Source organism: Microbulbifer harenosus, from assembly GCF_005771435.1.
GTDB classification, from domain to species: domain Bacteria; phylum Pseudomonadota; class Gammaproteobacteria; order Pseudomonadales; family Cellvibrionaceae; genus Microbulbifer; species Microbulbifer harenosus.
Map to the genome: position 1 here is coordinate 216,165 of NZ_VANI01000009.1, position 25,778 is coordinate 241,942.

General features: G+C 57.6%; 21 protein-coding genes. 16 read left to right on the top strand and 5 right to left on the bottom strand.

The features are described 5' to 3' along the window. Positions 1-46 precede the first annotated feature (46 nt). Positions 47-682, bottom strand: a complete 636-nt coding sequence (maiA, locus tag FDY93_RS09030) for a maleylacetoacetate isomerase (RefSeq protein WP_138235401.1) — start codon at positions 680-682, stop codon at positions 47-49. A gap of 406 nt (positions 683-1,088) precedes the next feature. Here maiA and FDY93_RS09035 point away from each other — a divergent pair, with 406 nt between their 5' ends. The 6 genes from FDY93_RS09035 to FDY93_RS09060 all read left to right on the top strand — a co-directional run bounded on the left by FDY93_RS09035 (position 1,089) and on the right by FDY93_RS09060 (position 8,046). Further along, positions 1,089-1,622, top strand: coding sequence for a MarR family winged helix-turn-helix transcriptional regulator (locus FDY93_RS09035; protein ID WP_138235402.1), 534 nt, complete (start codon positions 1,089-1,091; stop codon positions 1,620-1,622). Between the two features lie 94 nt (positions 1,623-1,716). Then, the gene (locus FDY93_RS09040) at positions 1,717-2,913 is read left to right on the top strand and encodes an amino acid aminotransferase (RefSeq protein WP_138235403.1); all 1,197 of its coding nucleotides are present in this window, start codon (positions 1,717-1,719) and stop codon (positions 2,911-2,913) included. 136 nt (positions 2,914-3,049) lie between these two features. After that, positions 3,050-4,423, top strand: a complete 1,374-nt coding sequence (locus tag FDY93_RS09045) for a class II 3-deoxy-7-phosphoheptulonate synthase (protein ID WP_246068522.1) — start codon at positions 3,050-3,052, stop codon at positions 4,421-4,423. 93 nt (positions 4,424-4,516) lie between these two features. Beyond that, positions 4,517-5,197 (top strand): glutathione S-transferase family protein, encoded by a 681-nt coding sequence (locus tag FDY93_RS09050; RefSeq protein WP_138235405.1) that lies wholly within the window; start codon positions 4,517-4,519, stop codon positions 5,195-5,197. Between the two features lie 297 nt (positions 5,198-5,494). Continuing rightward, positions 5,495-7,717, top strand: a complete 2,223-nt coding sequence (locus FDY93_RS09055; RefSeq protein WP_171018945.1) for a M3 family metallopeptidase — start codon at positions 5,495-5,497, stop codon at positions 7,715-7,717. Positions 7,718-7,752: 35 nt separating this feature from the next. Further along, positions 7,753-8,046 (top strand): DUF2905 domain-containing protein, encoded by a 294-nt coding sequence (locus FDY93_RS09060; RefSeq protein WP_246068523.1) that lies wholly within the window; start codon positions 7,753-7,755, stop codon positions 8,044-8,046. Between the two features lies 1 nt (position 8,047). Here FDY93_RS09060 and FDY93_RS09065 read toward each other — a convergent pair whose 3' ends face one another. Further along, positions 8,048-8,530, bottom strand: coding sequence for an Lrp/AsnC family transcriptional regulator (locus FDY93_RS09065; protein ID WP_138235407.1), 483 nt, complete (start codon positions 8,528-8,530; stop codon positions 8,048-8,050). A 369-nt stretch (positions 8,531-8,899) separates the two neighbouring features. On the opposite strand from FDY93_RS09065, the gene FDY93_RS09070 reads away from it, so the two are divergent. Next, positions 8,900-12,472 carry an indolepyruvate ferredoxin oxidoreductase family protein gene (locus FDY93_RS09070; protein ID WP_246068524.1) on the top strand — a complete coding sequence of 1,191 codons (3,573 nt, stop codon included), beginning with the start codon at positions 8,900-8,902 and terminating at the stop codon, positions 12,470-12,472. Between the two features lie 141 nt (positions 12,473-12,613). On the opposite strand, the gene FDY93_RS09075 is transcribed toward FDY93_RS09070, so the two are convergent. Both FDY93_RS09075 and FDY93_RS09080 read right to left on the bottom strand, forming a co-directional pair. Beyond that, complete coding sequence (locus FDY93_RS09075; RefSeq protein ID WP_138235409.1) at positions 12,614-13,306, bottom strand: ChrR family anti-sigma-E factor; 693 nt, start codon at positions 13,304-13,306, stop codon at positions 12,614-12,616. A gap of 6 nt (positions 13,307-13,312) precedes the next feature. Continuing rightward, positions 13,313-13,924: a sigma-70 family RNA polymerase sigma factor gene (locus FDY93_RS09080; protein ID WP_246068525.1), complete on the bottom strand. Its 612-nt coding sequence runs from the start codon at positions 13,922-13,924 to the stop codon at positions 13,313-13,315. Between the two features lie 212 nt (positions 13,925-14,136). On the opposite strand from FDY93_RS09080, the gene FDY93_RS09085 reads away from it, so the two are divergent. From FDY93_RS09085 to FDY93_RS09120, 8 genes are all read left to right on the top strand, one after another. Continuing rightward, positions 14,137-14,625, top strand: coding sequence for a nuclear transport factor 2 family protein (locus tag FDY93_RS09085; RefSeq protein ID WP_138235411.1), 489 nt, complete (start codon positions 14,137-14,139; stop codon positions 14,623-14,625). Then, entirely contained in the window at positions 14,622-15,434 is an 813-nt protein-coding gene (locus tag FDY93_RS09090) for an SDR family NAD(P)-dependent oxidoreductase (RefSeq protein ID WP_138235412.1), read from the top strand. The genes FDY93_RS09085 and FDY93_RS09090 overlap by 4 nt, the downstream gene beginning before the upstream one ends. Then, positions 15,434-16,696 (top strand): NAD(P)/FAD-dependent oxidoreductase, encoded by a 1,263-nt coding sequence (locus tag FDY93_RS09095; RefSeq protein ID WP_138235413.1) that lies wholly within the window; start codon positions 15,434-15,436, stop codon positions 16,694-16,696. Before FDY93_RS09090 ends, FDY93_RS09095 begins: the two co-directional genes overlap by 1 nt. Then, a complete protein-coding gene (locus tag FDY93_RS09100) occupies positions 16,696-17,484 on the top strand; it encodes a DUF1365 domain-containing protein (RefSeq protein ID WP_138235414.1) in 789 nt (262 codons plus the stop codon). Before FDY93_RS09095 ends, FDY93_RS09100 begins: the two co-directional genes overlap by 1 nt. A 95-nt stretch (positions 17,485-17,579) precedes the next feature. After that, positions 17,580-18,887: an SAM-dependent methyltransferase gene (locus tag FDY93_RS09105; RefSeq protein WP_138235518.1), complete on the top strand. Its 1,308-nt coding sequence runs from the start codon at positions 17,580-17,582 to the stop codon at positions 18,885-18,887. A 143-nt stretch (positions 18,888-19,030) separates the two neighbouring features. Then, on the top strand, positions 19,031-19,336 hold the full coding sequence (locus tag FDY93_RS09110) for a hypothetical protein (RefSeq protein ID WP_138235415.1): 306 nt from the start codon (positions 19,031-19,033) through the stop codon (positions 19,334-19,336). A 117-nt stretch (positions 19,337-19,453) separates the two neighbouring features. Beyond that, complete coding sequence (locus tag FDY93_RS09115; protein WP_138235416.1) at positions 19,454-19,849, top strand: glycine zipper family protein; 396 nt, start codon at positions 19,454-19,456, stop codon at positions 19,847-19,849. Positions 19,850-20,032: 183 nt separating this feature from the next. Then, on the top strand, positions 20,033-21,880 hold the full coding sequence (locus tag FDY93_RS09120) for a purple acid phosphatase family protein (RefSeq protein ID WP_138235417.1): 1,848 nt from the start codon (positions 20,033-20,035) through the stop codon (positions 21,878-21,880). Positions 21,881-21,950: 70 nt separating this feature from the next. Here the strand turns inward: FDY93_RS09120 and putA are convergent, their stop codons facing one another. Next, on the bottom strand, positions 21,951-25,124 hold the full coding sequence (gene putA / locus FDY93_RS09125) for a bifunctional proline dehydrogenase/L-glutamate gamma-semialdehyde dehydrogenase PutA (RefSeq protein WP_138235418.1): 3,174 nt from the start codon (positions 25,122-25,124) through the stop codon (positions 21,951-21,953). 149 nt (positions 25,125-25,273) lie between these two features. On the opposite strand from putA, the gene FDY93_RS09130 reads away from it, so the two are divergent. After that, the gene (locus FDY93_RS09130; protein WP_105104298.1) at positions 25,274-25,777 is read left to right on the top strand and encodes an Lrp/AsnC ligand binding domain-containing protein; all 504 of its coding nucleotides are present in this window, start codon (positions 25,274-25,276) and stop codon (positions 25,775-25,777) included. Position 25,778: the final 1 nt, after the last annotated feature.

Here is a 25,778-nt window from a genome sequence, read left to right on the forward strand (position 1 = left end):
CAATTAACCCGGCAATGAAATGTTGCCGGGTTAAATACTGCGCGGTTTACACCGTGCTGTCTGGCTGGTTTTCCGGTCTCGCCCGGTCAAAGGAGGGCAGGGCGGCACACGCCTTGGCGATCCGCGCAATATGCGGGTAGTCATCCACCTTCAGTCCGAAGCGCTCGGCGTTGTAGATTTGCGGGATCAGGCAGCATTCAAACAGCCCCGGGGTCTCGCCGCCGGCAAATGGTGTGGCACTTGAGCTCAACTGCGGTTCCAGTGCGCGGAATCCTCCGTCGATCCAGTGGCGAATCCAGTCGATTTTCTGTTCTTCACCCGCACCCAGTGTGGACTGCAGGTATTTAAGCACGCGTAGATTCTGCAGTGGCTGAATGTCGCAGGCGACGTTATAGGCCAGGGCGCGCACCTGTGCGCGGGCGAGTGATTCCCGGGGTAAAAGCGCAGGCTCAGGGTATTGCTCATCCAACCACTCGAGAATGGCGAGGGACTGGGTAAATACGTGGCCGGCATCGACCAGGGCTGGTACCAGCCCCTGTGGATTCAGGCTGCGGTAAGCCGCCTCCCGTTGCTCGCCTTCCAGCAGGTTCACCGGATGGTAGTCGTATTGGAGCCCTTTGAGATTGAGGGCAATACGTACGCGGTAGCTGGCGGAGGATCGGAAGTAGCCGTGCAGTTCCATTTCTGATTTCCTGTCTGATTATTGAGCGTCGGATAGGTCGCATTCGCGAGTCCGGCCCTGTGCCATGGTGTTGCGGCAGGCCATTGGGAGACATCGACGCAAACAGTTTGCGTGAAACCCTGTAATTGCTGACAAAAATGGCGTCAAATCCCGTATAATGCGCGGCCGATTTCTTGAACTGCTATACGGCCGTACCCAATTGCCGATTTGTTCGTCAGTGGACAATACCCGGCTGGGCAGCCGTCAGCGTCTCCGGGCGGGTTGCCAATGCTCGTTCGTCCCTGTCGGCGGCTGCCGGGAGTCTGTGTCTGCCAAAAATTCCTGCGGCAGTGGTTACAATTGAAACCAATCTTAGTTACATTTGAAACCTGGTACAACCCGTTCCTCAGCAGGTGAATGAACCGCGATGACAACAGATAACACACGAAGCGATAGCGTAGATCCGGCAAGCGCCATTGCGGACCCTATTGACGCTGTGCGTCCGGACGACCTGCGTCTGGAAAAATTTCTGCCTTACCGGCTGTCGGTACTTTCCAACCGAGTGAGCAACGCGATTGCGGATGCCTACAGCGCGCGTTTTGACCTCACTATCCCTGCCTGGCGGGTGATGGCGATACTGGGGCGCTTTTCCAATCTCTCCGCCGCAGATCTGGTGGAGCAGACAGCGATGGATAAAGTGGCCATCAGTCGCGCCGTGTCGATCCTGATCAAGAACGATTACATCACCCGTAGCGAAGACCTCGCGGACCGCCGTCGCCAGGTGCTGAATCTGTCGGAGCTGGGGCGCGATGTGTACGAACGCATTGTGCCGCTTGCGCAACAGTATGAGAACGACCTGATGGGATCGCTCTCGACCGATGAGCGCCAACAGCTCGACAGCATCATCGAAAAGCTGATGGCGCGCGCGCAGGACTGGGCCAACCGCGGCCTTATCGACTGACCCGGGCTTTTGTTGCCCTGGCCATTCGCGCCCCCACCCAAATTGCAAGAGGTGCGCCCTCTGGACGCGCCAGTATGAATTATCAGGAGCTACCATGTTCGATCACCTGACAAGCCTCCCCGCAGACCCGATTCTCGGCCTGCTGGCCACCTATCGTACCGATGAAAACCCCAACAAAATTGACCTGGGGGTGGGGGTATATAAGGACGAAGCGGGCCATACACCGGTGCTGCAGGCGGTGAAGGAAGCAGAGACGCGTCTGCTGCAAAGCGAAGAAACCAAATCCTATATTGGCCCGGCCGGTACCCCGGGGTTCAACAGCGCTATGCAGGAGCTGGTGTTGGGTGCGGGCCACCCCGCGCTGGTAGGCAATCGTGTGCGCTCTGCGCAGACGCCCGGTGGCTGCGGTGCACTGCGTGTGCTGGCAGAATTCACCAATCGCGCCAAGGCCGGCGCCACTATTTGGGTGAGCGATCCCACCTGGGCGAATCACGTTCCGCTACTTGGCAACGCGGGTTTGCAGATCAAGAGCTATCCGTATTACGACCGCGCTACCAGCAGTCTGCAGTTCGACGCCATGGTGGAAACCCTTAAGAATGTGGGCGAAGGCGATCTGGTATTGTTCCACGCTTGCTGCCACAACCCCTGCGGTGCGGACCTCTCCCGCGAGCAGTGGAAAGTACTGGCAGAAATGGCGCAGACACAGGGGTTCACACCTTTTGTGGATATGGCGTACCAGGGTTTTGGCGAGAGCCTCGATGCGGATGCCTATGGTCTTCGTCTGATGGCAGAGTCAGTACCGGAAATGCTTGTGGCAGCCTCATGCTCAAAAAATTTCGGCCTTTATCGCGAGCGTGTCGGTCTGGCAATGGTGATATACAGCGATGCCGCCGCAGCGGATCGTGGCCAGAGCCAGCTGCTGAATGTAGTGCGCGGCAATTACTCCATGCCACCCAACCACGGTGGCGCCGTTGTCGAGTCCATCCTGACCGATGCCAGTCTGCGCGCGAATTGGGAAGCGGAGCTCGCGGAAATGCGCGAGCGCATTAACGGCCTGCGCTCAGGGTTGGTCGAAAGTCTACAGGCCGCAGGGGCAGCAGGTGATTTCCGGTTTATCCAGAACCAGAAGGGAATGTTCTCATTTCTGGGAATCAATCCAGAACAGGTGCAGAAACTGCAGCGGGATTATTCCATTTATATGGTAGATTCCAGCCGAATCAGTATCGCCGGTCTAAGCCAGAGCAACATGGCCTACTTCTGCCAGTCTGTTGCTGAAGTTCTGGAATCCTGACGCTGGATGTCGGCCGCGCCGCCGGCGCGGCCTGTTAAGCCCCCGTCAATAATTGAGCTGCGCGGCGGTTTCGCCGTGCAACACCTGCATATCGTTTGAAGTGAAACCGAAAATGGAAGTTGAGGTAGATGCCCCTGTGTCCGAGCCTTTAGTCAAACCCTGGGATCCGGCGAGCTGGCGCAAGCTTGCCGCACACCAGCAGCCGAAATATCAATCCATATCCGAAGTCGAATCCGTCGAGCGTGAGCTCGCCAGCTATCCGCCGCTGGTTTTCGCCGCCGAGGCGCGCGAGCTACGCCGGCAGTTGGCGGAAGTCGCCCAAGGCAAGGCGTTTCTGCTGCAGGGTGGGGATTGCGCCGAGTCTTTTGCCGATTTCAATGCCAATCGAATTCGCGACACCTTCAAGGTGTTGTTGCAGATGGCGGTAGTGCTGACGTTTGCGGGTAATCTGCCGGTGGTGAAGGTTGCGCGCATGGCGGGACAGTATGCCAAACCCCGTTCTGCCGATATGGAAAATATCGGTGGGGTAGAGCTACCCAGTTATCGCGGCGACATCATCAACGGCATTGACTTTACCGCACAGGCGCGGGTGCCAGACCCGCGACGCATGTTGACGGCCTACAACCAGTCCGCTGCCACGCTGAATCTGCTGCGTGCTTTTGCCCAGGGCGGGCTCGCAGATTTGCACCAGGTGCACGCCTGGAATCTGAGCTACCTGGAGAATAATCCGCAGCGGGACCGCTATCTGCAACTGGCTGAGCGTTTGCAGGATGCGTTGGAGTTTATGGCAGTCTGTGGAATCAATTCCACCAATACTCCGGCCATTCGCGAGACCACGTTGTTCACTTCGCACGAAGCACTGCTGTTGAACTACGAGCAGGCGCTGACTCGCACTGACAGCCTCACCGGCCGATGGTACGACTGCTCTGCGCATATGCTGTGGATCGGCGAGCGTACCCGCCAGCTTGACGCGGCACATGTGGAGTTCCTCGCGGGTGTGTGGAACCCGATCGGGGTCAAGGTCGGGCCGGGTATGGCCACGGATGAACTGATTCGGCTGATCGACCGCCTGAATCCGAACAACGAGCCCGGGCGTCTGACGCTTATCACCCGTATGGGGGCGAACACTTTGGGCGAAAAATTGCCGGCGCTGGTGCGCGCGGTAGAACGGGAAGGGCGTTCGGTGGTGTGGAGCACCGATCCGATGCACGGTAATACGGAGAAAGCATCGAGCGGCTACAAGACGCGAAACTTCGACAATATCCTGCGGGAAATTCGCGACTTCTTTGCGGTGCATCGCGCCGAGGGTAGCCATCCCGGCGGTATTCATCTGGAAATGACCGGCCAACACGTCACTGAGTGTACAGGCGGTGCCTGGAAAATTTCCGATGCGGATCTCGCCAGCTGCTATCGCACCCAGTGCGATCCCCGGTTAAATGCAGACCAGGTACTCGAACTGGCGTTCTGCGTTTCCGAGTTGCTGCGCGAGGGCCGCAACGGCGGCGTATAAACACTGAAAACCTGGCAGGGCATCGGTACGATGGCTTCAGGCTGAGCGTGCCGGATTGCCCGGCAACCCGAACTTTTTGAAAGGGAGAGTGCGATGTATCAGTTATTTATCGGCAACAAGAATTATTCATCATGGTCGCTGCGCCCCTGGCTGCTGGCGACCCAACTGGATATTCCCTTCGAAGAGGAGCTTGTGCCGTTTGATGAAGGTGGCAGCTGGGGCAAGTTCCGCAGGTTTTCTCCCACCGGCCTGGTACCGTGCCTGGTGGATGGAGAGACCACCGTGTGGGATTCTCTCGCGATCGCGGAATATCTCTACGAGTCTTTCCCCCGTGTGTGGCCGCAGGACCGGCAGGCGAGGGCCTGGGCACGCAGTGCGGCGGCGGAAATGCACTCGGGATTTTCTGCATTGCGCAATCAGTGCAGTATGAACTGTGGTGTGACCGTGGCGCTGCATGAAGTAAGTACCGCTCTCCGCAAGGATCTCGACAGAATTGAGGAATTGTGGCTGCAGGGCTTGAGGCAATTCGGAGGTCCTTTCCTCGCAGGGGCTTCGTTTACCGCGGTGGATGCATTTTTCGCACCTGTAGCCATACGCTTGCGGGGCTATCAACTCTCACTCGGGGATGAGGCCATGGCTTATTGCGAGCGCATACTGGCACTGCCGGGCCTGCAGGCCTGGATTGCCGACGCACTTCGTGAGACTTGGCGCGAGCATGATCACGAAGCCGAATTGGAAATGTACGGGTCGATTGTGGACGACCGCCGGGCCTGATCAGAGCTTTTTTGTGTAACCGGGCTTAGGCCCGGTTTCTATGAGCAGGTTAAAAGTATTCACTTAATAAGCCGTTATCAAATTATGGAAATGGTTCCTCCCACAGACTTTTCTCCGCAAAGTTGGTCAGGAGCAGGGGGTTGTTCGGTGTGAAATTCGCTTCGCCATACAAAAACGCGGGCTGGTCGGTGCGTCATAGCGACATCTGCCGCCTCGGGGTACACTCGGGCCGGTCAGGATTTTAACAATCTTAAAAATAGTCAAAGAAACTTCCAAAGATAGAAGAGGATCGAGTCGATGCGTCAAACATTGATCGCGATGTCCATTGCCGCCGCACTCGCGGCCCTTGCGGGCTGCGGTAAAGATTCCGAACAGGCGCAGGTGGCCAAGCCATCGGAGCAAGCGGTGGCTTCCGCTGCGACTGCAGCCGATGCTGTCAATGCTAATCCACTGTTAACGGAATGGGCCGGCCCTTATGGCGGCGTGCCGGCCTTCGACAAAATGAAGGTGGAAGACCTTAAGCCCGCGCTTGAGTACGCGATGGCGCAGAATCTTGCGGAAATTGAACAGATTGCCGGCAACCCGGATGCCGCCACCTTTGCCAATACCATTGAAGAGATGGAGCGCAGCGGCAAGGCGCTTGATCAGGTATTTACGTACTGGGGCATCTGGAGTGGCAACATGTCATCTCCTGAGTTCCGCGCTGTGCAGGCTGAGATGGCGCCTCAGCTCGCAGCGTTCAATTCCAAGATCATTCAAAACGATAAGCTGTTTCAGCGTGTGAAAACCGTTTTTGATACGCGCAATGAATCAGACCTGACGCCGGAGCAGAAGCGCGTGGTTGAACTGGTCTATGACGAGTTTGCCACCAACGGTGCCACCCTGACCGGTGAAGCCAAGGCGCGCTATGCGGAAATAAACGAGCGTCTTGCAGAACTGCACACCAGATTCGCCAATAATGTACTAGCGGATGAGGAGGGCTACGATATTTTCCTGCGCAGTGATCAGTTGAAGGGCCTGCCGGAATCTTTCGTCAAAGCGGCAGCTGCGCTGGCGGAGGAGAAGGGGCAGAAAGGCAAGTACGCGATCACCAATACCCGCTCGTCGATGGACCCGTTCCTTACCTATTCGGAAGACCGCGCGCTGCGCGAAACGGTGTGGCGTAATTACTACAGCCGTGGCGATAACGGTGGTGAACACGATAACAACGCGATCATTGCTGAGATTCTGCAGCTGCGCGATGAGCGTGTAGGTCTGCTGGGCTTTGATAACTACGCCGAGTGGCGCCTGCAGAACCGCATGGCCAAAACCCCGGAGAATGCCATTGAACTAATGGAGGCGGTGTGGCCGGCGGCGGTTGCCCGTGTACACGAAGAGGTGGCGGATATGCAGGCGGTTGCCGATGCGGAAAAGGCCGGCATCAAGATCGAACCCTGGGACTATCGTTTCTATGCGGAAAAAGTACGCAAAGCGAAGTACGACCTGGATTCCGATGAGGTCAAGCAGTACCTGCAGCTGGATAAGCTGCGCGAGGGCATGTTCTATGTGGCCGGGGAACTCTTCAATTTCAGCTTTACCCCAGTGAAGGCGAGCTCTGTGCCGGTATACCACGAGGATGTGAAAGTTTGGGAAGTCAAAGATAAGACGTCCGGCGAACACATCGGGCTGTGGTATCTCGATCCATTTGCCCGCGCCGGCAAACGCTCCGGTGCTTGGGCCAGTATGTACCGCGACCACACGACCTTTGATGGCAAGGAAACGGTACTTGCTTCCAACAACTCCAACTTCATCAAAGGTGCACCGGGCGAGCCGGTATTGGTGAGCTGGGATGATGCGACCACGTTCTTCCACGAGTTCGGTCACGCATTGCACTTCCTCGCGTCCAACGTCGCCTACCCGACGTTGAACAGCGGTGTGCGTGACTACACCGAGTTCCAGTCGCAGTTGCTGGAGCGCTGGTTGAGCACGGATCCGGTTATCGATAATTATCTTGTGCACTACAAAACGGGTGAACCGATTCCGGCGGAGTTGGTTGCAAAGATCAAGAAGGCCGCAAACTTCAACCAGGGTTTCAGCACTACCGAGTATCTGGCATCCGCACTGGTGGATATGAAGCTGCACACCACCGATCCGAAAGGTATTGACCCGGATAAATTTGAGCGTGAAACACTCGACGCGCTGGGTATGCCGAGCGAACTGGTGATGCGCCACCGCACGCCTCAGTTCGGTCATATCTTTTCCGGTGAGGGTTATTCCGCCGGCTACTACGGTTATATGTGGGCGGACGTGCTGACCTCTGACGCGGCTGAAGCCTTTGCCGAGGCGAAGGGTGGTTTCTACGACAAGGAAGTGGCGGGCAAGCTGGTGAAATACCTGTTCGCACCGCGCAATGCCATCGACCCGGCGGAAGCCTATCGTTTGTTCCGTGGCCGTGATGCGGGCATCGAGCCGCTGATGCGCGATCGCGGGTTCCCCGTCCCTGGTGAAAAGGCAGAAGCTACAGCCTCTGCGGGTGAATAACCTGCGGGGCTGACCCGCTCAACAAAAAGGCCGCGATGCGCAAACATCGCGGCCTTTTTGTTTTATCTCGGCAGTGCGCAAAAACTTCTACACTGAATGGAATCTTTGAAGGGGGCGGAAGCGTGTCAAAGTGGCTGATCATTCTTGGCTGTGCGCTGGTATTAGTCGGCGTGCTGCTGCATTTCTTTCCGAGCCTGTTCAGTTGGTTCGGGCGCCTTCCCGGTGATATTCGAATCGAATCCGAGCGCAGCCGGGTTTATTTTCCGATTACCTCAATGATCATTATCAGCGTGGTGTTGAGTGTACTGTTCAGCTTGTTTCGCCGCTGACTCATTTTTCCAGCAGCTGATCCAGTGGCAGTTCGGTTCTGTAGCGCACCTGTTTCAGTGAAAAGCTGCTCTTGATATGGTCGATACCGGGCAACTCGGTCAATTTCTTGTCAAGAAATTCCTGATAAGCATGCAGATTTGGCACCACCACGCGCAACAGGTAGTCAAAATCTCCGGTCATCAGATAGCACTCCATTACCTCTGGCCACTGCGCAATGGTGGACTCAAAGTGCTGCAATTCTTTCTTTACCTGGTGATTCAGGGTTACCTGAATAAACACGCTCACCGGTAGGCCCACCATATCCGGTTCCAGCAAGGTGACGGCGCGCTTGATAAAGCCCTGTTCGTGCAGGTTTTTCACACGGCGGGAACAAGGGGAGGGAGACAGACAGACCTTCTCCGCCAGCTCAATATTGGGAATGGTCGCGTCCTGCTGAAGAATTTCCAGAATGTGCTTGTCGATGGCGTCCAGCATATAGGCCATAGGAGGGTCCTGGTGTTTCCGTCTGTTTTTGATCTAGGTGCAAATTAGGTGGCGCTGGTAGCGAATGCGACAGCTGCCACCGCGGACATTGTCTTGAAAAGCATACTTCCCGTGACCGGATTGTTGAACTGGTTCAATCGGGAATCGCCAATTACCCGCGCTCGGGCAGGCACTGAAACCGGCGGTGGGACACAATTTGATAAAGATTCTCAATAATTGTCCACGGCTTGTTGATTATTGCAGAAACCGGTAGAGAAGTGGTGAATTCTTTCCGTCTTGCTCGCGTTTTCTAGTGAATTTGGTATGACCTGCTCGTCTTTCCGGTGATAGCGTACGGAAAACAACAAATTATCACCGGATTACGCCGACTTGCCCCCCTTTGCATCCGGCGCCGGAAACAGCGAGAAGGTCCCCACCATGGCGATGGTCGAAACTGATCAGGAATTGGGCTTTGACCGGGAGTACTCCCTGACGGCGGCGTTTACCCGGGAATCCGGACGCGTGTTTCTCACAGGTATCGATGCTCTGGTACGCCTGCCGTTGATGCAAAAGCAGTTGGATGAACAGGCGGGCTTGAACACGGCCGGTTTCATTTCCGGTTATCGCGGCTCACCTCTCGGTGGATACGATCAGGCACTGTGGCGCCACAAGAAGCTGCTCGCCGAGCGGGATATCCACTTTGAGCCTGGTATCAATGAGGATCTTGGTGCGACCAACATCTGGGGAACCCAGTTGTTGGATCACTACCGCCAACAGGCCACCCGCGACGGGGTGTTTTCTATCTGGTATGGCAAGGGGCACGGCGTGGATCGCAGCGCCGACGTTTTCCGCCAGGCCAACATCCAGGGGACCTCGAAGCTCGGTGGTGTGCTGGCGCTCTGTGGCGACGACCACACCGCGGAGTCCTCCATGTTTTCCCACAACACCGACCAGATTTTCGAGTCGGTGATGATGCCGCTGCTGTTTCCCGCCACCATCGACGAATACCTTACTCTGGGCCTTGCGGGTATCGCGCTTTCCCGTTTCTCCGGCCTTTGGGTTGGTTTCAAGACCATCACCGAAACCGTGGAATCCGGAGCTTCCATTGTGGTGCCGGGATTGCCTCGGTTTGTACTGCCGGATTCGTTCCCGGTTCCGGCCCACGGTCTCAATTACGATCTACACCTCAACTGGCCCGCCGAGCGCCTCGAGTACGAGCGACGCATGTTGGAAGAGCGTCTGCCTGCAGCGCGCGCTTTTGCCTATGCGAATAAGCTCGATCGGACCATCATCGAAGCGCCGGTAAAACGTTTTGGCATCGTCACTGTTGGCAAGGCCCATGGCGACCTGCTGGAAGCGCTCAAGTTGCTGCAGCTAACGGAGCAGCATCTATTGGACGCGGGTATTTCCATCCACAAGGTCGCCATGAGCTGGCCGCTGGAGCCCCGCGGTATGTCGGAATTCGCCCGCGGCATGGAGCGGATTCTGGTAGTGGAAGAAAAGCGTCCGCTGGTGGAAGACCAGATGAAAAACCTCTTCTACGGCTGGCCGGATCAGCAGCGCCCGAGAGTGGTGGGCAAAAAAGACCTCGACGGCAATGACCTGCTGCCGGCCGTCTGGGGTTTTGGTCCAGACCAAGTGGCGAAGGCCATTGCGCGCTGGCTGGCGGATACCGAACTCGCGACGCGCCTGTCGCCATTGGCAGAAAAACTCGGAAAAGATGTGGTGCAGAAAGCCAGCGGGTTGCTCGCCCGTGAACCGATTTTCTGCGCCGGCTGTCCCCACAACAGTTCGACCAAATTACCGGAAGGCAGCACCGGCAGTGCCGGTATCGGCTGCCACATCATGGCGCTTGGCAAGGGATTGCGCACGGATACCTATTCCCATATGGGAGGCGAGGGCGCGCACTGGGTGGGCTTGCATCGCTTTTCCAGTGACAAGCATATTTTCCAGAATATGGGCGATGGTACCTACAACCACTCCGGCTTGCTGGCGATCCGCCAGGCGGTGGCGAGCAGGATCAACATCACCTACAAGATCCTGTTGAACGACGCGGTGGCCATGACCGGTGGCCAGCCTGCCGATGGTGAAGTCACCGTACCCACACTCTCCCGGCAGCTGCTGGCGGAAGGAGTGGGGCAGGTGTGTCTGGTCAGTGAAAACCCCGATCACTGGCGGCAGCATCGCGATCTGTTGCCGGCGGACCTGCAGATATTCCATCGCGACGAACTGGATCAGGTGCAGCGCCGGTTGCGCGATACGGCCGGGGTCACCGCGATCATTTACGAGCAGGTGTGCGCGGCGGAAAAGCGCCGCCGCCGCAAAAAGGGGCAGATGCAGGACCCGGCAAAACGCCTGCTGATTAACCATCGCGTTTGCGAGGGGTGCGGCGATTGCAGCGTGCAGTCGAGCTGTATTGCCGTGGAACCGCTTGAAACCGGGTTTGGCCGCAAGCGCCAGGTGAACCAGTCGAGTTGTAACAAGGATATGCGCTGTGCCGACGGCTTCTGCCCGAGTTTTGTCAGTGTGGAAGGCGGCGAACTGAAAAAACCGGCACTGGATACGCTGGCTGAGGCCATTGACCGTGCCACAGAAAATCTGCGGGATGCCCCGGCGCCAGAACTCGAGCAGCCACTGAGCATTTTGGTTGCCGGTATCGGTGGTAGCGGTGTACTTACCGTGGCCGCGCTGCTGGGCATGGCTGCGCACCTGGAACAGAAGGGCAGTACCACTCTGTATTTCACCGGGCTGTCGCAGAAAAATGGCGCGGTCGTGGCGCATGTGAAAGTGGGGAACACGCCGGAAGACATCACCACCGCGCGCATTCGCGATGGTGCCGCCGACCTGCTGCTCGCTTTCGATATGGTGACCGCGGCGGCGCAGCGCCACAAGTTTGCCAGTGGCAGCATGAAAGCACTGGTTAATACCGCCGAAGTTCCGGTGGCTGCATTTGTGCGTAACAATGAGCTGGCGTTTCCTGCGGACGCCACCGCGGACAGTATCCGCTCTGTGGCTGGAGAATATTTCGGCTTTGATGCAAACCACTACGCCGAGGCGCTGTTCGGAGATTCGGTTGCGGCAAACCTTATGATGCTCGGTTACGCCTGCCAGCGCGGGTTGCTTCCTGTTTCACAGAATGCCGTGGAGCGCGCGGTTACCCTGAATGGCGTTGCCGTAGAAAATAACCTTCGCGCGTTCCGCGCCGGTCGCCTGCTTGCGGTCGATGCCGCTGCGCTTGATCAACTGGTGAATCCGGCTCAGGCCGTACACATTGCTGAGCCGCTGGAAACTACTGAACAACTGGTGACACGACTGGCCAATGAGCTTATTGAATACCAGGGCGCCGGCTACGCGCGACAATTTACCACGGCGATCACTGCGCTTGAGCGGGCGGAAAATCGTCTTCAGGAAAGTACCGGGAGCCTCACCCGTATCGCCGCGCGAAGCCTGTTCAAAGCCATGGCCTATAAAGACGAGTACGAGGTGGCGCGTCTGTACAGCGGAGCGTCGTTCAGGCAACAGTTGCGTGAAACATTCGCCGGTGACTACAAAATCCGTTTCCTGATGGCGCCGCCACTGATTGCCCGACCGGACGCCAGCGGCAAAATCCGTAAAATTACACTCGGCCCATGGCTGGCAAAAGTGTTACCGATACTGGCCAAAGGCAAAGTATTGCGCGGCGGTATCTTTGATGTGTTCGGCTATACCGCGGAGCGTCGCGAGGAGCGCCGCTGGGCCCGGGAAGTGCGCGACGTGGTGACCGCGGTGGCTGGGAATCTGAGCATTGCCAATGCTGAGCTGGCGGCTGAACTGCTGGCACTGCCGCAGCAGGTGCGTGGTTACGGCCATGTGCGGGCAGAAAAAATGGCGGCGATTCGCGAGCGCTGGGAGTTGCTCAAGGAGCGCTTTAAGAAAGGCGGTAGTCCCAATGTGGGAAGTGGTGTGATTGCCGGCGCGCGCTAGGTTATCAATAAATGCAATGCCCGGATTACTGCGTAATGCTGTTCACCCGGTAGCGGCACCGCCACAGAGCTGCTTAAGTGAACAGTATTACGGATAACTCCGGGCTTTCCGGGCCTCTGGATAACGGCCGCGAGGTAGACGTTATTGCGGCTTTATGGACAGAAAAGGGTTCACAAGCTTGCCCAGGAATCCAGTGAGCGCCACCGGCGCCTCCACTACGGAAAGGCAGAGACACTCCTGATCCAGGGTGGCGGTAGGGCGGTGGACCTCACCGGGTTCCCGCACCAGAAAATCGCCCCGTGAATAGACTCCGTCCGCATCGGAAAAACTTCCGTATAGCACCATGGTGATCTCCTTGCCGCGGTGATCGTGCTCGGCCACTTTATTACCGGGCGCAATGCGATGGAATGCCACTTCGTGACGGGATTGGCCGGTCTTCAACCGCGCCTCCCGCAGTCCCTTGGACAGTCGGCGCCACTTCAGCACGGGATTGCGCTGCATCAGTTTTTTCACCACTGGAGGCAAACTGGAGAAGACCGGTTCCCGTGAAGGGGATGGATTCTTAGCGTCCTCCACCACGCGATCCACCACGTTTTCATTTGTATCGATCCTGCCCATCAGCCGTGAAAAAGCACTCTCGGTATCATCGGTGTGATTTGCGGGCGGTACCGCGGACTCCAGCAATGCGCCGCCAATGCTGTTTAGCAACTTCAACTGTGCCGCGCACTTGGGGCAAAGCTGCAGGTGCGCGGACACCACCAGGCTGTGTGCCCAGTTAAGGCTGCCACTGGCGTATTCCAGCAGCATGTTGTTGTCGGGATGGTGTTGAATCATGGTTACCTACCTGACAAGTGTGCTCTGCAGTTTCTTTAATGCCAGGCGCACTCGGGATTTGACGGTCCCCAATGGCAGCCCCAGCTCCGCAGAGATCTCACTGTGAGATTTTCCCTCCATATAGGCTTTTTCAATGACGTGACTCTGTTCCGGAGGCAGACTGCTGAGACCCGCTTCTACGGTAATCTGAACTCGGGATTGCTGTAGATAGACCAAAGGCTGGTTGTCAAAGCGTTCATCCCAGATGTCATCCACTTCCAGGCTGTCATCGGTATCCGGTTGGCGACTGTTGCGGCGCAACGCATCAATTCGGCAATTGCGCATAATGGTGAATACCCAGGTGCTGGCTGAGGAGACGGTCGGATCGAAACTTGGCGCCTTGCGCCATACCCGGAACATCACCTCCTGAACCAGTTCATCGGCGGCTTCCGGCGCCGAACTCTGCCCACCGCGACTGAACTGGAACCCCTTGATCAGCGGCGCAAAGTGGTTGAAGAGCTTCTCAAATGCCACGCGATCCCGCGATACCCCAACTTTTACCAGCAGGGTACTCCACTCGTCGTCTCGTGTTTGCGGGGAAGACTGCATTGCCTTCAGGCCACCTTTTCCTGATTCCATTGCCGCCATGGTAATACGATTCGCTCTCTTTGTTCGCCCGGTATCACAGTCGCGCCTTACTTTACGCAGCGTGAACGCATTCGGATCACTTGTGCATCTCTCCTCTGCCCTCCCTGCTCAGTGCATGAGTGTGAACTGGTGGTCATGTAATCCAATACCCGGCTGACAGCGTATGCAGCCAAAGTACTGGGTTTAATGAGGAGGGGCCTTGAATGGCGCCGCTATTAGAGAAACTCGAAGATCTTTACGGGGATTTTCTCGCCATGGATCCCCGACAATTGCGCGATGTTTATGCGGAGAGTGTCATCTTTCGCGACCCGATCCATACGCTGCGTGGCCTCCCGGCAGTTGAGGATTACTTCGCCGGTATGGCCGCCAATCTGAGTGAATGCCGCTTTGTGTTTGATCAGACGCTGGCAAGCGCTGACAGAGCCTCGCTGTGGTGGACCATGCACTACCGCCATCCGAAGCTGGCCGGCGGCAAGTTGCTGTCGTTGCGCGGTGCCTCACTACTCACCATAGATCCGACTGCGGAACGGGTGCTCGAACATGAGGACATCTACGATCTCGGAGCGATGGTCTACGAACAGATTCCGGTACTCGGCGCGGTCGTGAATCTGGTCAAGGGCCGGCTGGCGAGCGGAAGCCGGCGTGCGCCGATGTCCGCCGCGACGCCCTCCCGTGGGGAGGAAATGAGATGAGCTGGCAGAATGTAACGTCAACGCAGAAAGAGCGGGCACAAACTTGCAAAAAGATGGTTTGGATAACCGGTGCCAGCTCGGGAATTGGTGCGGCGTTGGTGCGCAGGCTGGCTGCCGATGGGCACTTTGTAATTATCAGCGGTCGCAACCGGGACGCGTTGCTCAAAATTCAGCAGCCGTCGCCGAAATTGGTCAAGGTGCTCACCTGTGATGTTAGTGACGACGTCTCCATGGCGCAGGCCGGGCGGGAACTCGCGGAGATCACCGACCAGCTCGATCTGGTGATCGCCTGTGCGGGGATCTGCGAGTACGAAGACAACCTCGAGCTGGACGTACACATGTATCGGCGGGTATTTGATGTCAATTTTTTCGGGGTTGTGAGCACCCTGCACCAGTCGCTTCCCCTGCTCGCAAACAGCCGGGCACCGGTCTTTGCCGCCGTTGGCAGCCTCTCTTCCGTCGTGGGTTTTCCCCGGGCCGAGGCTTACGGGGCCTCCAAGGCCGCGCTCAGTTATTTCATGGAATCGGTGCGAGCGGATACGTGCCGCGTGCGGCTGCGCACGGTACTTGTCCGTCCGGGATTCATCGACACACCGCTGACGAAAAGCAATGACTTTGCAATGCCGTTATTGATGAGTCCCGAGCAGGCGGCGGATCGTATCCTGCGTGGGCTTTCAGGGAGTGGTTCCACCATCGATTTTCCCCGTCGCCTTAGCTGGCCACTGCGGATACTCGGGGTCTTGAAGCCTGTGTGGCACAGACTGTGTGCGCCACGTATCACCAGAATCAGAAAGTTGAGGAGCGCCTGATGCGTATCGCTATTGTCGGAAGCGGAATTTCCGGCCTTACTGCGGCCTATCTGCTGCAACAGAAGCACCAGATCACTCTGTTTGAAGCGGGGGACAGGCTGGGAGGACACACGGCCACCGTTGATGTCGAGCACGGCGGCGACAGGCTAGCGGTGGATACGGGCTTCATCGTATTCAACGACTGGACATACCCCAACTTCATCAAGTTGATGGCGCAACTCGGGGTGGAGTCCCAGCCCACGGACATGGGCTTCAGTGTAGTGTCGCCACTGGAGCAGTTCGAGTATGCCGGCAACAGCGTCAATTCACTCTTTGCGCAGCGTCGCAATCTGCTTGATGGCGGCCACTGGCGTATGCTCAGGGATATCGTGCGCTTTAACCGCGACGCGGTCGCAGACTGGAAACAGGGTGTACTTGATGAGGAAATGACACTGGGCAGTTATCTGACCAGCAACCAGTATTCCAGCGAATTCGCCTATCGCTATCTGGTGCCGATGGGCTCCGCCATCTGGTCCGCGAGCATGGCGCGGATGTTGGACTTTTCCGTCCATTTTTTCATTCGTTTTTTCTACAACCACGGCCTGCTGAATCTGTTTAACCGACCTCAATGGCGGGTGATCAAGGGCGGCTCCCGCAACTATATCGGCCCACTCACAGCGGGGTTTCGCGATCGAATACACCTCTCCACACCGGTAACAGGTGTCCGCCGCCTGGAGCAGGGGGTGGAATTGCGCTTCCAGGGTGCTCAGGGCGGTGATCAGTGTGAATCTTTTGACGAGGTGGTGCTGGCGTGTCATTCAGACCAGGCCTTGAACATGTTACTGGACTCGAATGCCGCGGAGCGGGAAGTGCTGGGTCAGATACCGTACGAAAAAAATTCCGTGGTGTTGCATACCGACACCAGCCTGCTGCCCACACGCAGGGCCGCCTGGGCGAGCTGGAACTATCGTCTTCAAGGGGCGCATGACACGCTGCCGGTGCTCACCTACAACATGAACATCCTTCAGCGCCTGAAGAGCGAGCACACCTATTGCGTAACCCTCAACGCCGACAGCGCCATTGACCCGCAAAAGATTCTGCAGCGCTTCGAGTATGACCATCCGCAGTTTTCCGCCGAAGGCAACAGGGCGCAGCGCCGTTGGGGCGAAATCAACGGTGTAAGGCGAACCTGGTTTTGTGGGGCCTACTGGGCTAACGGCTTTCATGAAGACGGGGTGGTAAGTGCGATGCGCGTGGCACGCGGTCTGGGAGTCGAGTTCTAGTGCGCAGTGGTATTTACACTGGCTGGATCCAGCACAGACGCTTCGCTCCGCGGAACCACAGTTTTCGCTACCGCGGATTCATGGTGTATGCGTTTCTGGATGAGCTGCCGCTAATCCTCGCGCAGACAGCGCTCTGGTCTGAAAGTCGCTGGGCGCCGGCGCAATATCGACGGGAAGATTTTTTCGGTAATCCGGATGTACCACTGGATCAGGCGGTGCGGGATCGTGTGGAAGAGGAGGGTGGCTGTCGTCCCGAGGGACCCATTGCCTTTCTCGCCAACTGGCGTTACTTCGGCTACAACATGAATCCCATCAGTATTTACTACTGTTTTGATCGTACGGGGAGCGCCGTGGAGGCGCTTCTGGTAGACGTCCACAATACCCCCTGGAATGAACGACACGGGTACGTGTTGGCATTGGGGGAGCGGAATCGCAACAGGGTCCAGAAAACCTGTTTTCAGAAAACTCTGCACGTCTCTCCGTTTATGCCTCTGGATCAGGTGTACCAGTGGCGAAGCACTACGCCCGGTGACCGCCTCACTGTCAGTATCCGCTCGATCGAAGCCGGAAACTGCGTGTTCGATGCCTGCATGAGTCTTGCGCGCGAGGAAATAACCACTTCCGTATTGCGAAACAAGCTGATCCAGTTCCCGTTGTTTACCGTAAAAGTCATCAGTGCCATTTATTGGCAGGCGCTCAAGTTGTTTGTCAAACGCGTGCCGCTGTTTTCCCATCCGGGTAATACGCTGGGCGCGTCGGCTAGTCGCCCGCGCAAGAAGCATTCATAAGACGGAGTCAACAGGATATGAAGTCAGCAGTTCAAACGGCGATGAGCAGTGCACATCCCTACTCGCGGGGTAGGGTAAACCTGCAGTCGGTTGCAATGGTTTCCGGGCTTGAGGCCGACAGCGGAGCCGAGAGCTGGTTTGACCGGCTTGCTCGAAAGCTGGTATTGCACCGCCTGGCGGACATTACCGTGGGCACTCTGTATATTCACGAAACGCGAGTATCAGACCACGGTATACAGGGCGTGCGGAATCAGGCCCTAGGTGGTAATACCGTGCATCATTTCGGTCAGGCACCGGGCAGCTCCGATATCGAAGCCCATATCCACGTGCGCGAGCTTTCTGCCTATACGCAGGTGCTGCTCAACGGATCCATCGGTTCCGGTGAGGCTTACATGGACGGCGCCTGGCATACACCTGACCTGGTGCAGGTCATTCGTTTGTTCGTGGTCAATATGGCTGTGTTGGAACAGCTGGACTCCCGTTGGAGTTCTGTTTCGAAATTCCTGCTGAAAGGATTGCACCGCCTGAATGCCAACTCCATCCGGGGAGCGCGCAAGAATATTGCTGCCCATTACGATCTTGGCAATAACTTCTTCCGTCTGTTTCTCGACCAGAGCATGCTCTACTCATCCGCGGTATTTCCCAGTGTGAACGCGAGCCTGGCCGAGGCATCCCAGTTCAAACTTGCGCGTATCTGTCGCAAGCTGAGACTGCAGTCTTCGGACCATCTTCTGGAAATTGGCACAGGCTGGGGTGGTATGGCGATTTATGCCGCCAAGCACCACGGTTGTCGTGTAACCAGCATCACTATCTCGAAAGAGCAGTACGAGTACGCACAAGCCTGGGTGAAACGCGAGGGTCTGGAGGATCGGGTTACCCTGCTGTTGCAGGATTATCGTGAGCTCGACAGCGACGCCGAAGGACAGTTCGACAAGCTTGTCTCCATAGAGATGATTGAAGCGGTCGGGCACGAGTACTATCGCGAGTTCTTTTCCCGCTGCAGCCGCCTGCTCAAACCGGACGGCATCATGGTGATGCAGGCGATCACGATTCAGGACCAGCGCTTCGACAGCTACAAAAGCAGTGTCGATTTCATCCAACGCTATATTTTCCCGGGTGGCTGCCTGCCTTCCAATCACATCATTGCCAAACATATTGCCGAAGATACGGATATGCAGATTGTCGGCCTGGATGACATTACATTTGATTACGCCAAGACATTGGCGGCTTGGCGCGGTGCATTTTTCGAGAATCTTGAGGAAATCCGCCATCAGGGTTTTGATCAGCGATTCATCAATATGTGGGATTTCTATTTCTGCTATTGCGAGGGCGGCTTCCTTGAACGTGTTATCAGCACAGCTCAGTTTACCTTTGCAAAACCACGCTTTCGGTGGGCCGCTTAGTTATTTCTGAGTGCCGCCATCGGTGGTTTCGTGGCACTGAAGGAACCTCTCTGGCTGACCCTCGCGCTGCTTTCACTATTGTGGTTGCTGTTCCTTGTGGGGGCGATGAAATTGGCCAGGTTACCCTGCCTGAGGTATTGAATATGATTCACGCGATTGCAGCCATTGCCATCTCCACATCGGCGTGCGTTGTCCCGGAAGCGGTTGTGCAGCAGGCGGCTGTGATCGGGCTGGCGAGGAGTGTCGGAGCAGGCGGAAGTGACTCTGCTGCGTTGCAATACTGCGAATACTTTCTGGTCGATGATATCGAGTTCAATTTTGCCTCGCCGCCGCACGGCCAGGTGGTTCGTTTACGCGCGCGTGCAATGGCTTGCGATGGCGGGGTGGCGGCAGCGGAGCATCTGTGCCTCAGGGGCGAGCCCGCCAATGCCCCGCTACGCATCGCCTGAACAGGCAGTCAGCAGGTGAGCTCGACTCGGCGAAAATTCTTCCATGCCGTTGGCACATAACCAAAATGTCGTCTAAACCTACAGTTGAAGCAGGCGACAATGTGGTGATGAGCGCCAATGAGACTGAATATCCTGGCCGCTGTGGGCCTGAGCGCAGCAACCCTATTTGGATGTGCCTACCAGCAGGAGCAGGTGCCTGGTGCCGGCAACATCGTGATTGATACCTACGGCGTCAACATGCGTCAGTATCAGTTGGATCTCGCTGACTGCCGAGGTCTGTCTACCGCCGCGCGCAACGATGCCGGTCGTCGCGGTGTCACCAGGGCTGCTGGTGGTGCTCTACTGGGTGGCGCCCTCGGCGCGATCATTGGCGATACCAGTAGTGCCGCTCTCGCGGGTGCCGGAGCCGGTGCCTTGCTCGGTGGCGTCAGTGGGGTGGGCAGTTCTGGCGCGGAAGCGAGTTACATCACCCGTAACTGCCTGCGTGGACGCGGCTATCGTGTGCTGAACTAGCCGTGTATTGAATTAACTCCAAGTGCTATTCGGCAACTCTCACAGGACTTGGCTTGGCCGGAGTAACCCTCCGGCTTTTTTTTGCGGTGATGCTGTAATCCGTTTGTCATAAAAAATTCATCTTACTGAAGCCTATAAAAAAACTATGCCTTTAGAATCCCCGGGTCATTTACAGGGGGTTCCATGCGATTATTTTCCAACCTGACACTTACCTTACTGCTGCTCTGCTTTTGCGGGATTGCCGCTGCCGATGCGTCCGGCAACGTTCACCGGGATCTTGAGGAAAGGGTTTCACACATTATTGCCCGTATGTCCGAAGACCTGTCACCAGAAAAACGCATTGCGTTGACCGCGGACTCTGCTGCCAAGTTTCTTACCCGGGATGAGCGGGATTATTTGGGAACCAGCTTTTCCCATTTTCGCGTTGATCGCCCGGCCGTTATTTATGTCGCCTTCGATGCTTCTTACGGGGAAACGCCGTTCTGGCTTAAGGATCAAAAATTCTCGCGGAGAACAGAACTCGACTTCATCGTGGATGAAGAAGACCCATACCATGTATGGTCGAAGCAGGTGGAAGCGGGGCAGGTGAATTTGGGTGTGCCCAGTCTGTCCGGTGAGTTGAAGCCCTATCTGGTGTTTGCCGGTGCGCTGGATGGAAAAGCACCGGTTACCATCACTCCGCTGATTGAAGGTGTGGACGTGCAGATCGCGGAAGTCGGCGGCCTGCCGTTTATCGACGATAACGACTACTTCAACACTTTGCCGCAGGCGCTGGTTGGCCTGCCGGTGTTGCGCAGCTACGAGAGCTGGGAGCTGGTATCGCGCTTTGTGGGTTACTTCCGCGAAACCCGCTATCCCTCGTCATCGCGGCCGGACCATCTGCAGTTGACCTGGCAGGGCGACCCGGCAACATCCGCCACGGTACAGTGGCGCACCGACAACAGTGTGGAAAAAAGCCGGTTGTGGGTGGCCCCGAAAAACCGCTTCCTCGCGCGCGGTAACCGTGCCGGTCAACGCAAAAACGCGACCTACACAGAATTGCACAGCCGTCAGGTGGTGAATGACCCGGTGGTGCGACTGCATCGCGTTGTGCTGAGGGACCTGCAGCCGGCCACGGACTACCTCTATGCCGTCAGTACCGATGACGGCAAGAGCTGGACTTCACCACGAGAATTCCGCACCGCGGCGAGTTCTCCTGTCGAGCCGTTTTCTTTTGTCTATCTGGGCGATCCCCAGAACGGTCTGGATCAGTGGGGGCAGTTGATCCGCCAGGCAGATTTCGAATTCCCGCACGCGCGCTTTTACATGATTGCCGGAGACCTCATCGACCACGGCCAGGAACAGGACAACTGGGATCAGTTTTTCCACGAGGGCAGTTCCGTTTTCGACCGCTCCATGGTGGTGCCGGCGCTGGGTAATCACGACAGTCACGGCGGACATCCCACGTTGTATCTCAAGCAGTTTGCGCTGCCGGCGAACGGCAGTGAGCAACTGGATGCCGGCCGCACCTATCACGTGACCTATCAGGATTTGCTCGTCGTAGTGATGGATTCCAACTATCACCTGGTGGAACCGGAGCTGCAGGCGGAGTGGTTGGATCGGGTGCTGGGCGAGAGCGAGGCGCGCTGGAAAGTGGTGATCTATCACCATCCGTTCTATGCCTCCCGCGAGGGCAGGGACAACAAGCCGATCCGCGACGTGTGGGGGCCGATCTTCGACAAGCATCACGTGGACATCGCGTTCCAGGGCCACGACCACGCGTATATGCGCACCGTTCCCATGCGCGGTAACGAGCCGGTGGTGGCGGACGAGCAGGGCACTATTTATCTGGTGGCAGTGTCCGGGACCAAAATGTACGAGCAGGAGTTGCCGGAGTTCGCCGCCTTTGGTGCGGTGAATACCCGCACCTATCAGGTGATTGACGTGGACCCACTCTCCGGCTCACTGAAGTATCGCGCCATCGACGACAACGGAAATGTGATCGACCAGTTTGCACTGCGCAAACCGGTAAACACACAAGCGCGGCGATAATCCATAGACGTATTTTCGTCGCGCAAAAAAAGAAGCCCGGGAATTTCCCGGGCTTCTTTTTGTGAGGCGATTACTGCCCCAGGGTAAACAACTGCGTGTTGCCGCCGGTTGCCACGGTGTTGACCGTCTTGGTCTTCTCGTTGGCAAAGCGGAACAGGTAGTGCGGGCCGCCGGCTTTGGGGCCGGTGCCGGAGAGGCCCATACCGCCGAACGGGTTCACGCCCACAACCGCACCCACCATATCGCGGTTGATGTAGCAGTTGCCCGCATCAATGCGCTTGAAGATGGCACCGGCGCGGCCTTCGATACGCGAATGCAGGCCGAAGGTGAGGCCGTAGCCGGTGGCGTTGATGCTGTGGATCACGTCTTCCAGCTCTTCTGCCTTGAAGCGCACCACATGCAGGAACGGACCGAACACTTCGCGCTTTAGCAGATTGATGTCGGTGATCTCTACCACTTGCGGGCCGAAGAAGGTGCCGTGCTGCGGGCGCTTGTTTTCGTCGAACGCGAACAGGGGGTTCGCCTCCGAACTCATACGTTCGCGGTGCTTCTCCAACAGACCGAGGGCTTTCTCGTCGATCACCGGGCCGATGTCGGTTTCCAGTTTTGACGGGTCGCCCAGCACCAGTTCTTCACAGGCGCCTTTCAGCATGTTCAGCAGGTTGTCCGCGATCACGTCCTGCACACACAGAACACGCAGGGCGGAGCAGCGCTGACCGGCGCTCAGGAACGCGGATTGGATCACGTCGTCCACTACCTGTTCTGGCAGCGCGGTGGAGTCCACGATCATCACGTTCTGGCCACCGGTTTCGGCGATCAGCGGCACGATGGGGCCATCTTTCGCGGCCAGCTGCATATTGATGTGCTTGGCGGTTTCGGTGGAGCCGGTAAAGGCCACACCGGCAACCCGCGGGTGATCCAGCAGCGGCTTGCCGATGGCGGCACCGGTGCCGGTGATCAGGTGCAGTACTTTCTGTGGAATACCGGCCTCGTGCATCAGCTGTACTGCGCGCGCGGCGATCAGCGGGGTCTGCTCCGCGGGCTTGGCGAGTACCGCGTTACCAGCGGCCAACGCCGCAACCACCTGGCCGGTGAAAATCGCCAGCGGGAAGTTCCATGGACTGATACACACGAACACACCGCGCCCGCACAGGCTCAGTTCATTACTCTCGCCCGTGGGTCCGGGAAGAATGGTGGGCTCGCCGAAGTGCTGGCGCGCGCCGTTGGCGTAGTAGCGGCAGAAGTCCACTGCTTCGCGCACTTCGCTGATGCCGTCGTTCAGGGTGCGGCCGGCCTCGCGGCAGATCATCGCCACCAGTTCGTTCAGATGCTGCTCGTAGAGGTCCGCGACCTTGTCGAGGATTTTTGCTCGGGCTTCGCCGCCCAGACGGTTCCAGGCGCGCTGGTGCTCGGCAGCGGAGGTAAACGCCTTGTCGATCAGCGCGGCATCGGTGTTGGCGGTGTGGCCCACCACCTCGCCGGTGGCCGGGTTGAGCACCGCCAGGTCCGCCTTGCCAGCAATGCCGTCCACGATGGGGCCGCCGCTCCAGGTTTTGCCTGCAGACGCTTCCACCATCTGTTTCAGTGGGGCGAAGGCAATCGGGTCGGTGAGTTCAAAACCGTGGGAGTTTTTCCGCGGCAGTGTCTCATGGCCGATGTAGATATCCGCCGGCACCGGGATTTCCGGATGGCGGTAGGGGTTGCAGGCTTCGCTCAGCTTCAAGGTGTCCTGCACCAGCACGTTGACCGGGGTCTTCTCGTCCATAAAGCGGTTGACGAAGGAGCTGTTGGCCCCGTTTTCCAGCAGGCGACGCACCAGGTAGGGCAGCAGGTCGCGGTGCGCACCCACTGGGGCGTAAACCCGCACCGGCGCGCGTTTGCCGTGTACCGCTTCGATCTGATCGTAAAGCAGGTGGCCCATGCCGTGCAGGCGCTGGAATTCGTAGTCGGTACGGTTGCCAGCCATTTCCAGGATCAGGCCCACGGTATAGGCATTGTGGGTGGCGAACTGCGGATAGATCGCATCGTTCGCGTCCAGCAGCTTGCGCGCGCAGACCTGATAGGAGAGATCGGTGTGGCACTTGCGGGTGTATACCGGGTAATCGGACAGGCCCATCTGCTGGGCATGTTTGATCTCGCTGTCCCAGTAGGCGCCCTTGACCAGGCGTACCATCAGTTTGCGGCCGGTATCGCGGCCGAGCGCAATCAGCCAATCCGCCACGTGTGGGGCGCGCTTCTGGTAGGCCTGCAGCACAAAACCGAGACCCTGCCAGTCGCGCAGCTCCGGCGCGCGCGCCAGGGCTTCAAAAATATCCAGGGAGATATCCAGACGGTCCGCTTCCTCGGCATCGATATTGAGGCCCATCTGGTATTTGGCGGCAGCCGCGCACAGCTCGATGACTTTCGGCAACAGCTCGTTCATCACGCGCTCGCGCTGCAGCTCGCTGTAGCGCGGGTGCAGGGCGGAGAGCTTGATGGAAATGCCGTTTGCCTCCACCACGTTGCGCTGGCCTTCGCTCTTCTTGAGGTTGTCGGCGCCGATGGCCTCGATGGCCATCATGTAGGAGTCGAAGTAGCGCTGGGCGTCCGCCATGGTGCGCGCGCCTTCGCCAAGCATATCGAAGGAGAAGCGGGTGCCGGGCTTGTTTTCGGCGGGGCCGCGCTTCAGGGCTTCCTTGATGGTGCGGCCGAGCACATACTGCCCGCCCATGATCTTCATGGCCTGCATCATGGAGGTGCGCACCATCGGCTCGCCCATGCGACTGACCAGTTTCTTCATCCAGTGGGACGGCTTTTCGGTGATGTCCGGGTCCAGTTCCACGATGCTGCCGGTCAGCATCAGCCCCCAGGTGGAGGCGTTCACGAACAGGGAGTCAGACTGGCCACGGTGACTGGACCAGTTGCCGGAGTGCACCTTTTCTGCGATCAGCTTGTCGGCGGTGTCGGCATCCGGCACCCGCAACAGGGACTCCGCCAGGCACATCAGCGCCACCCCCTCCTTATTGGAGAGACCAAACTGCTGCAGAAAGGCATCTAAAGTACCGCGCTTGCTGCGCTGCTCGCGGGACTTCACCACCAGTTGGCTGGCGGTGGCGAGGATCTTCTCGCGCAGGGCCTCACCCGGGCGGGGGGCCGCCAGCAGTTCGCTGACGCACTGGTTTTCGTCGGCATGCAGGTATTGGCGGGCTTTCTGGCGCGCTTTTTTCAACTCTTCGGTCAATGGGCCGGCGAAGTGAGTTGGCATAGATTTTTCCTCAAAACTCCCTGATACAAATGGGTGCAGGATAAAAACCCAGATTATGTGGTAAGAGTCCCAGAATTAATCGCCATTTTAGAAAAGAGTGTGGTTAAATATAGGGCGTATTTGCTTGATCACCAGTAGGGTATTTTGTCATGTCTCGTAAGTTGGAAGATCTGGATCGTATCGACCGTCAGATACTGCGGATTCTGCAGCGAGCAGGCCGCCTTCCCAATGTGGAGCTGGCCCGTCGCGTCAACCTCAGCCCCACACCCTGCCTCGAACGCGTGAAGCGGCTCGAGCGCGAGGGCTTCATTAAGGACTACGTAGCGCTGCTCGACCCGTTGAAGGTACACGCGGGCCTGGTGGTGTACATCCAGGTGTCTCTTACCGATACCGCGACCGAATCGCTGGAAGCGTTCAATAAGCACGTGTCCGGCTTAGAGGAAGTGCAGGAGTGCCATATGGTGGCTGGTGGTTTCGACTACCTGGTAAAAATCCGCATTAAGGATATGCTCGGTTACCGCCAATTCCTCGGCGAAAAGCTGGCCTCCGTTCCCGGTGTGCGCGAAACCCACACCTATGTAGTGATGGAGGAAGTGAAAACCGATACCTCGGTGGCGGTTCCCGACCCGGAGCCCAAAAGCGGCAAGCGCTGAC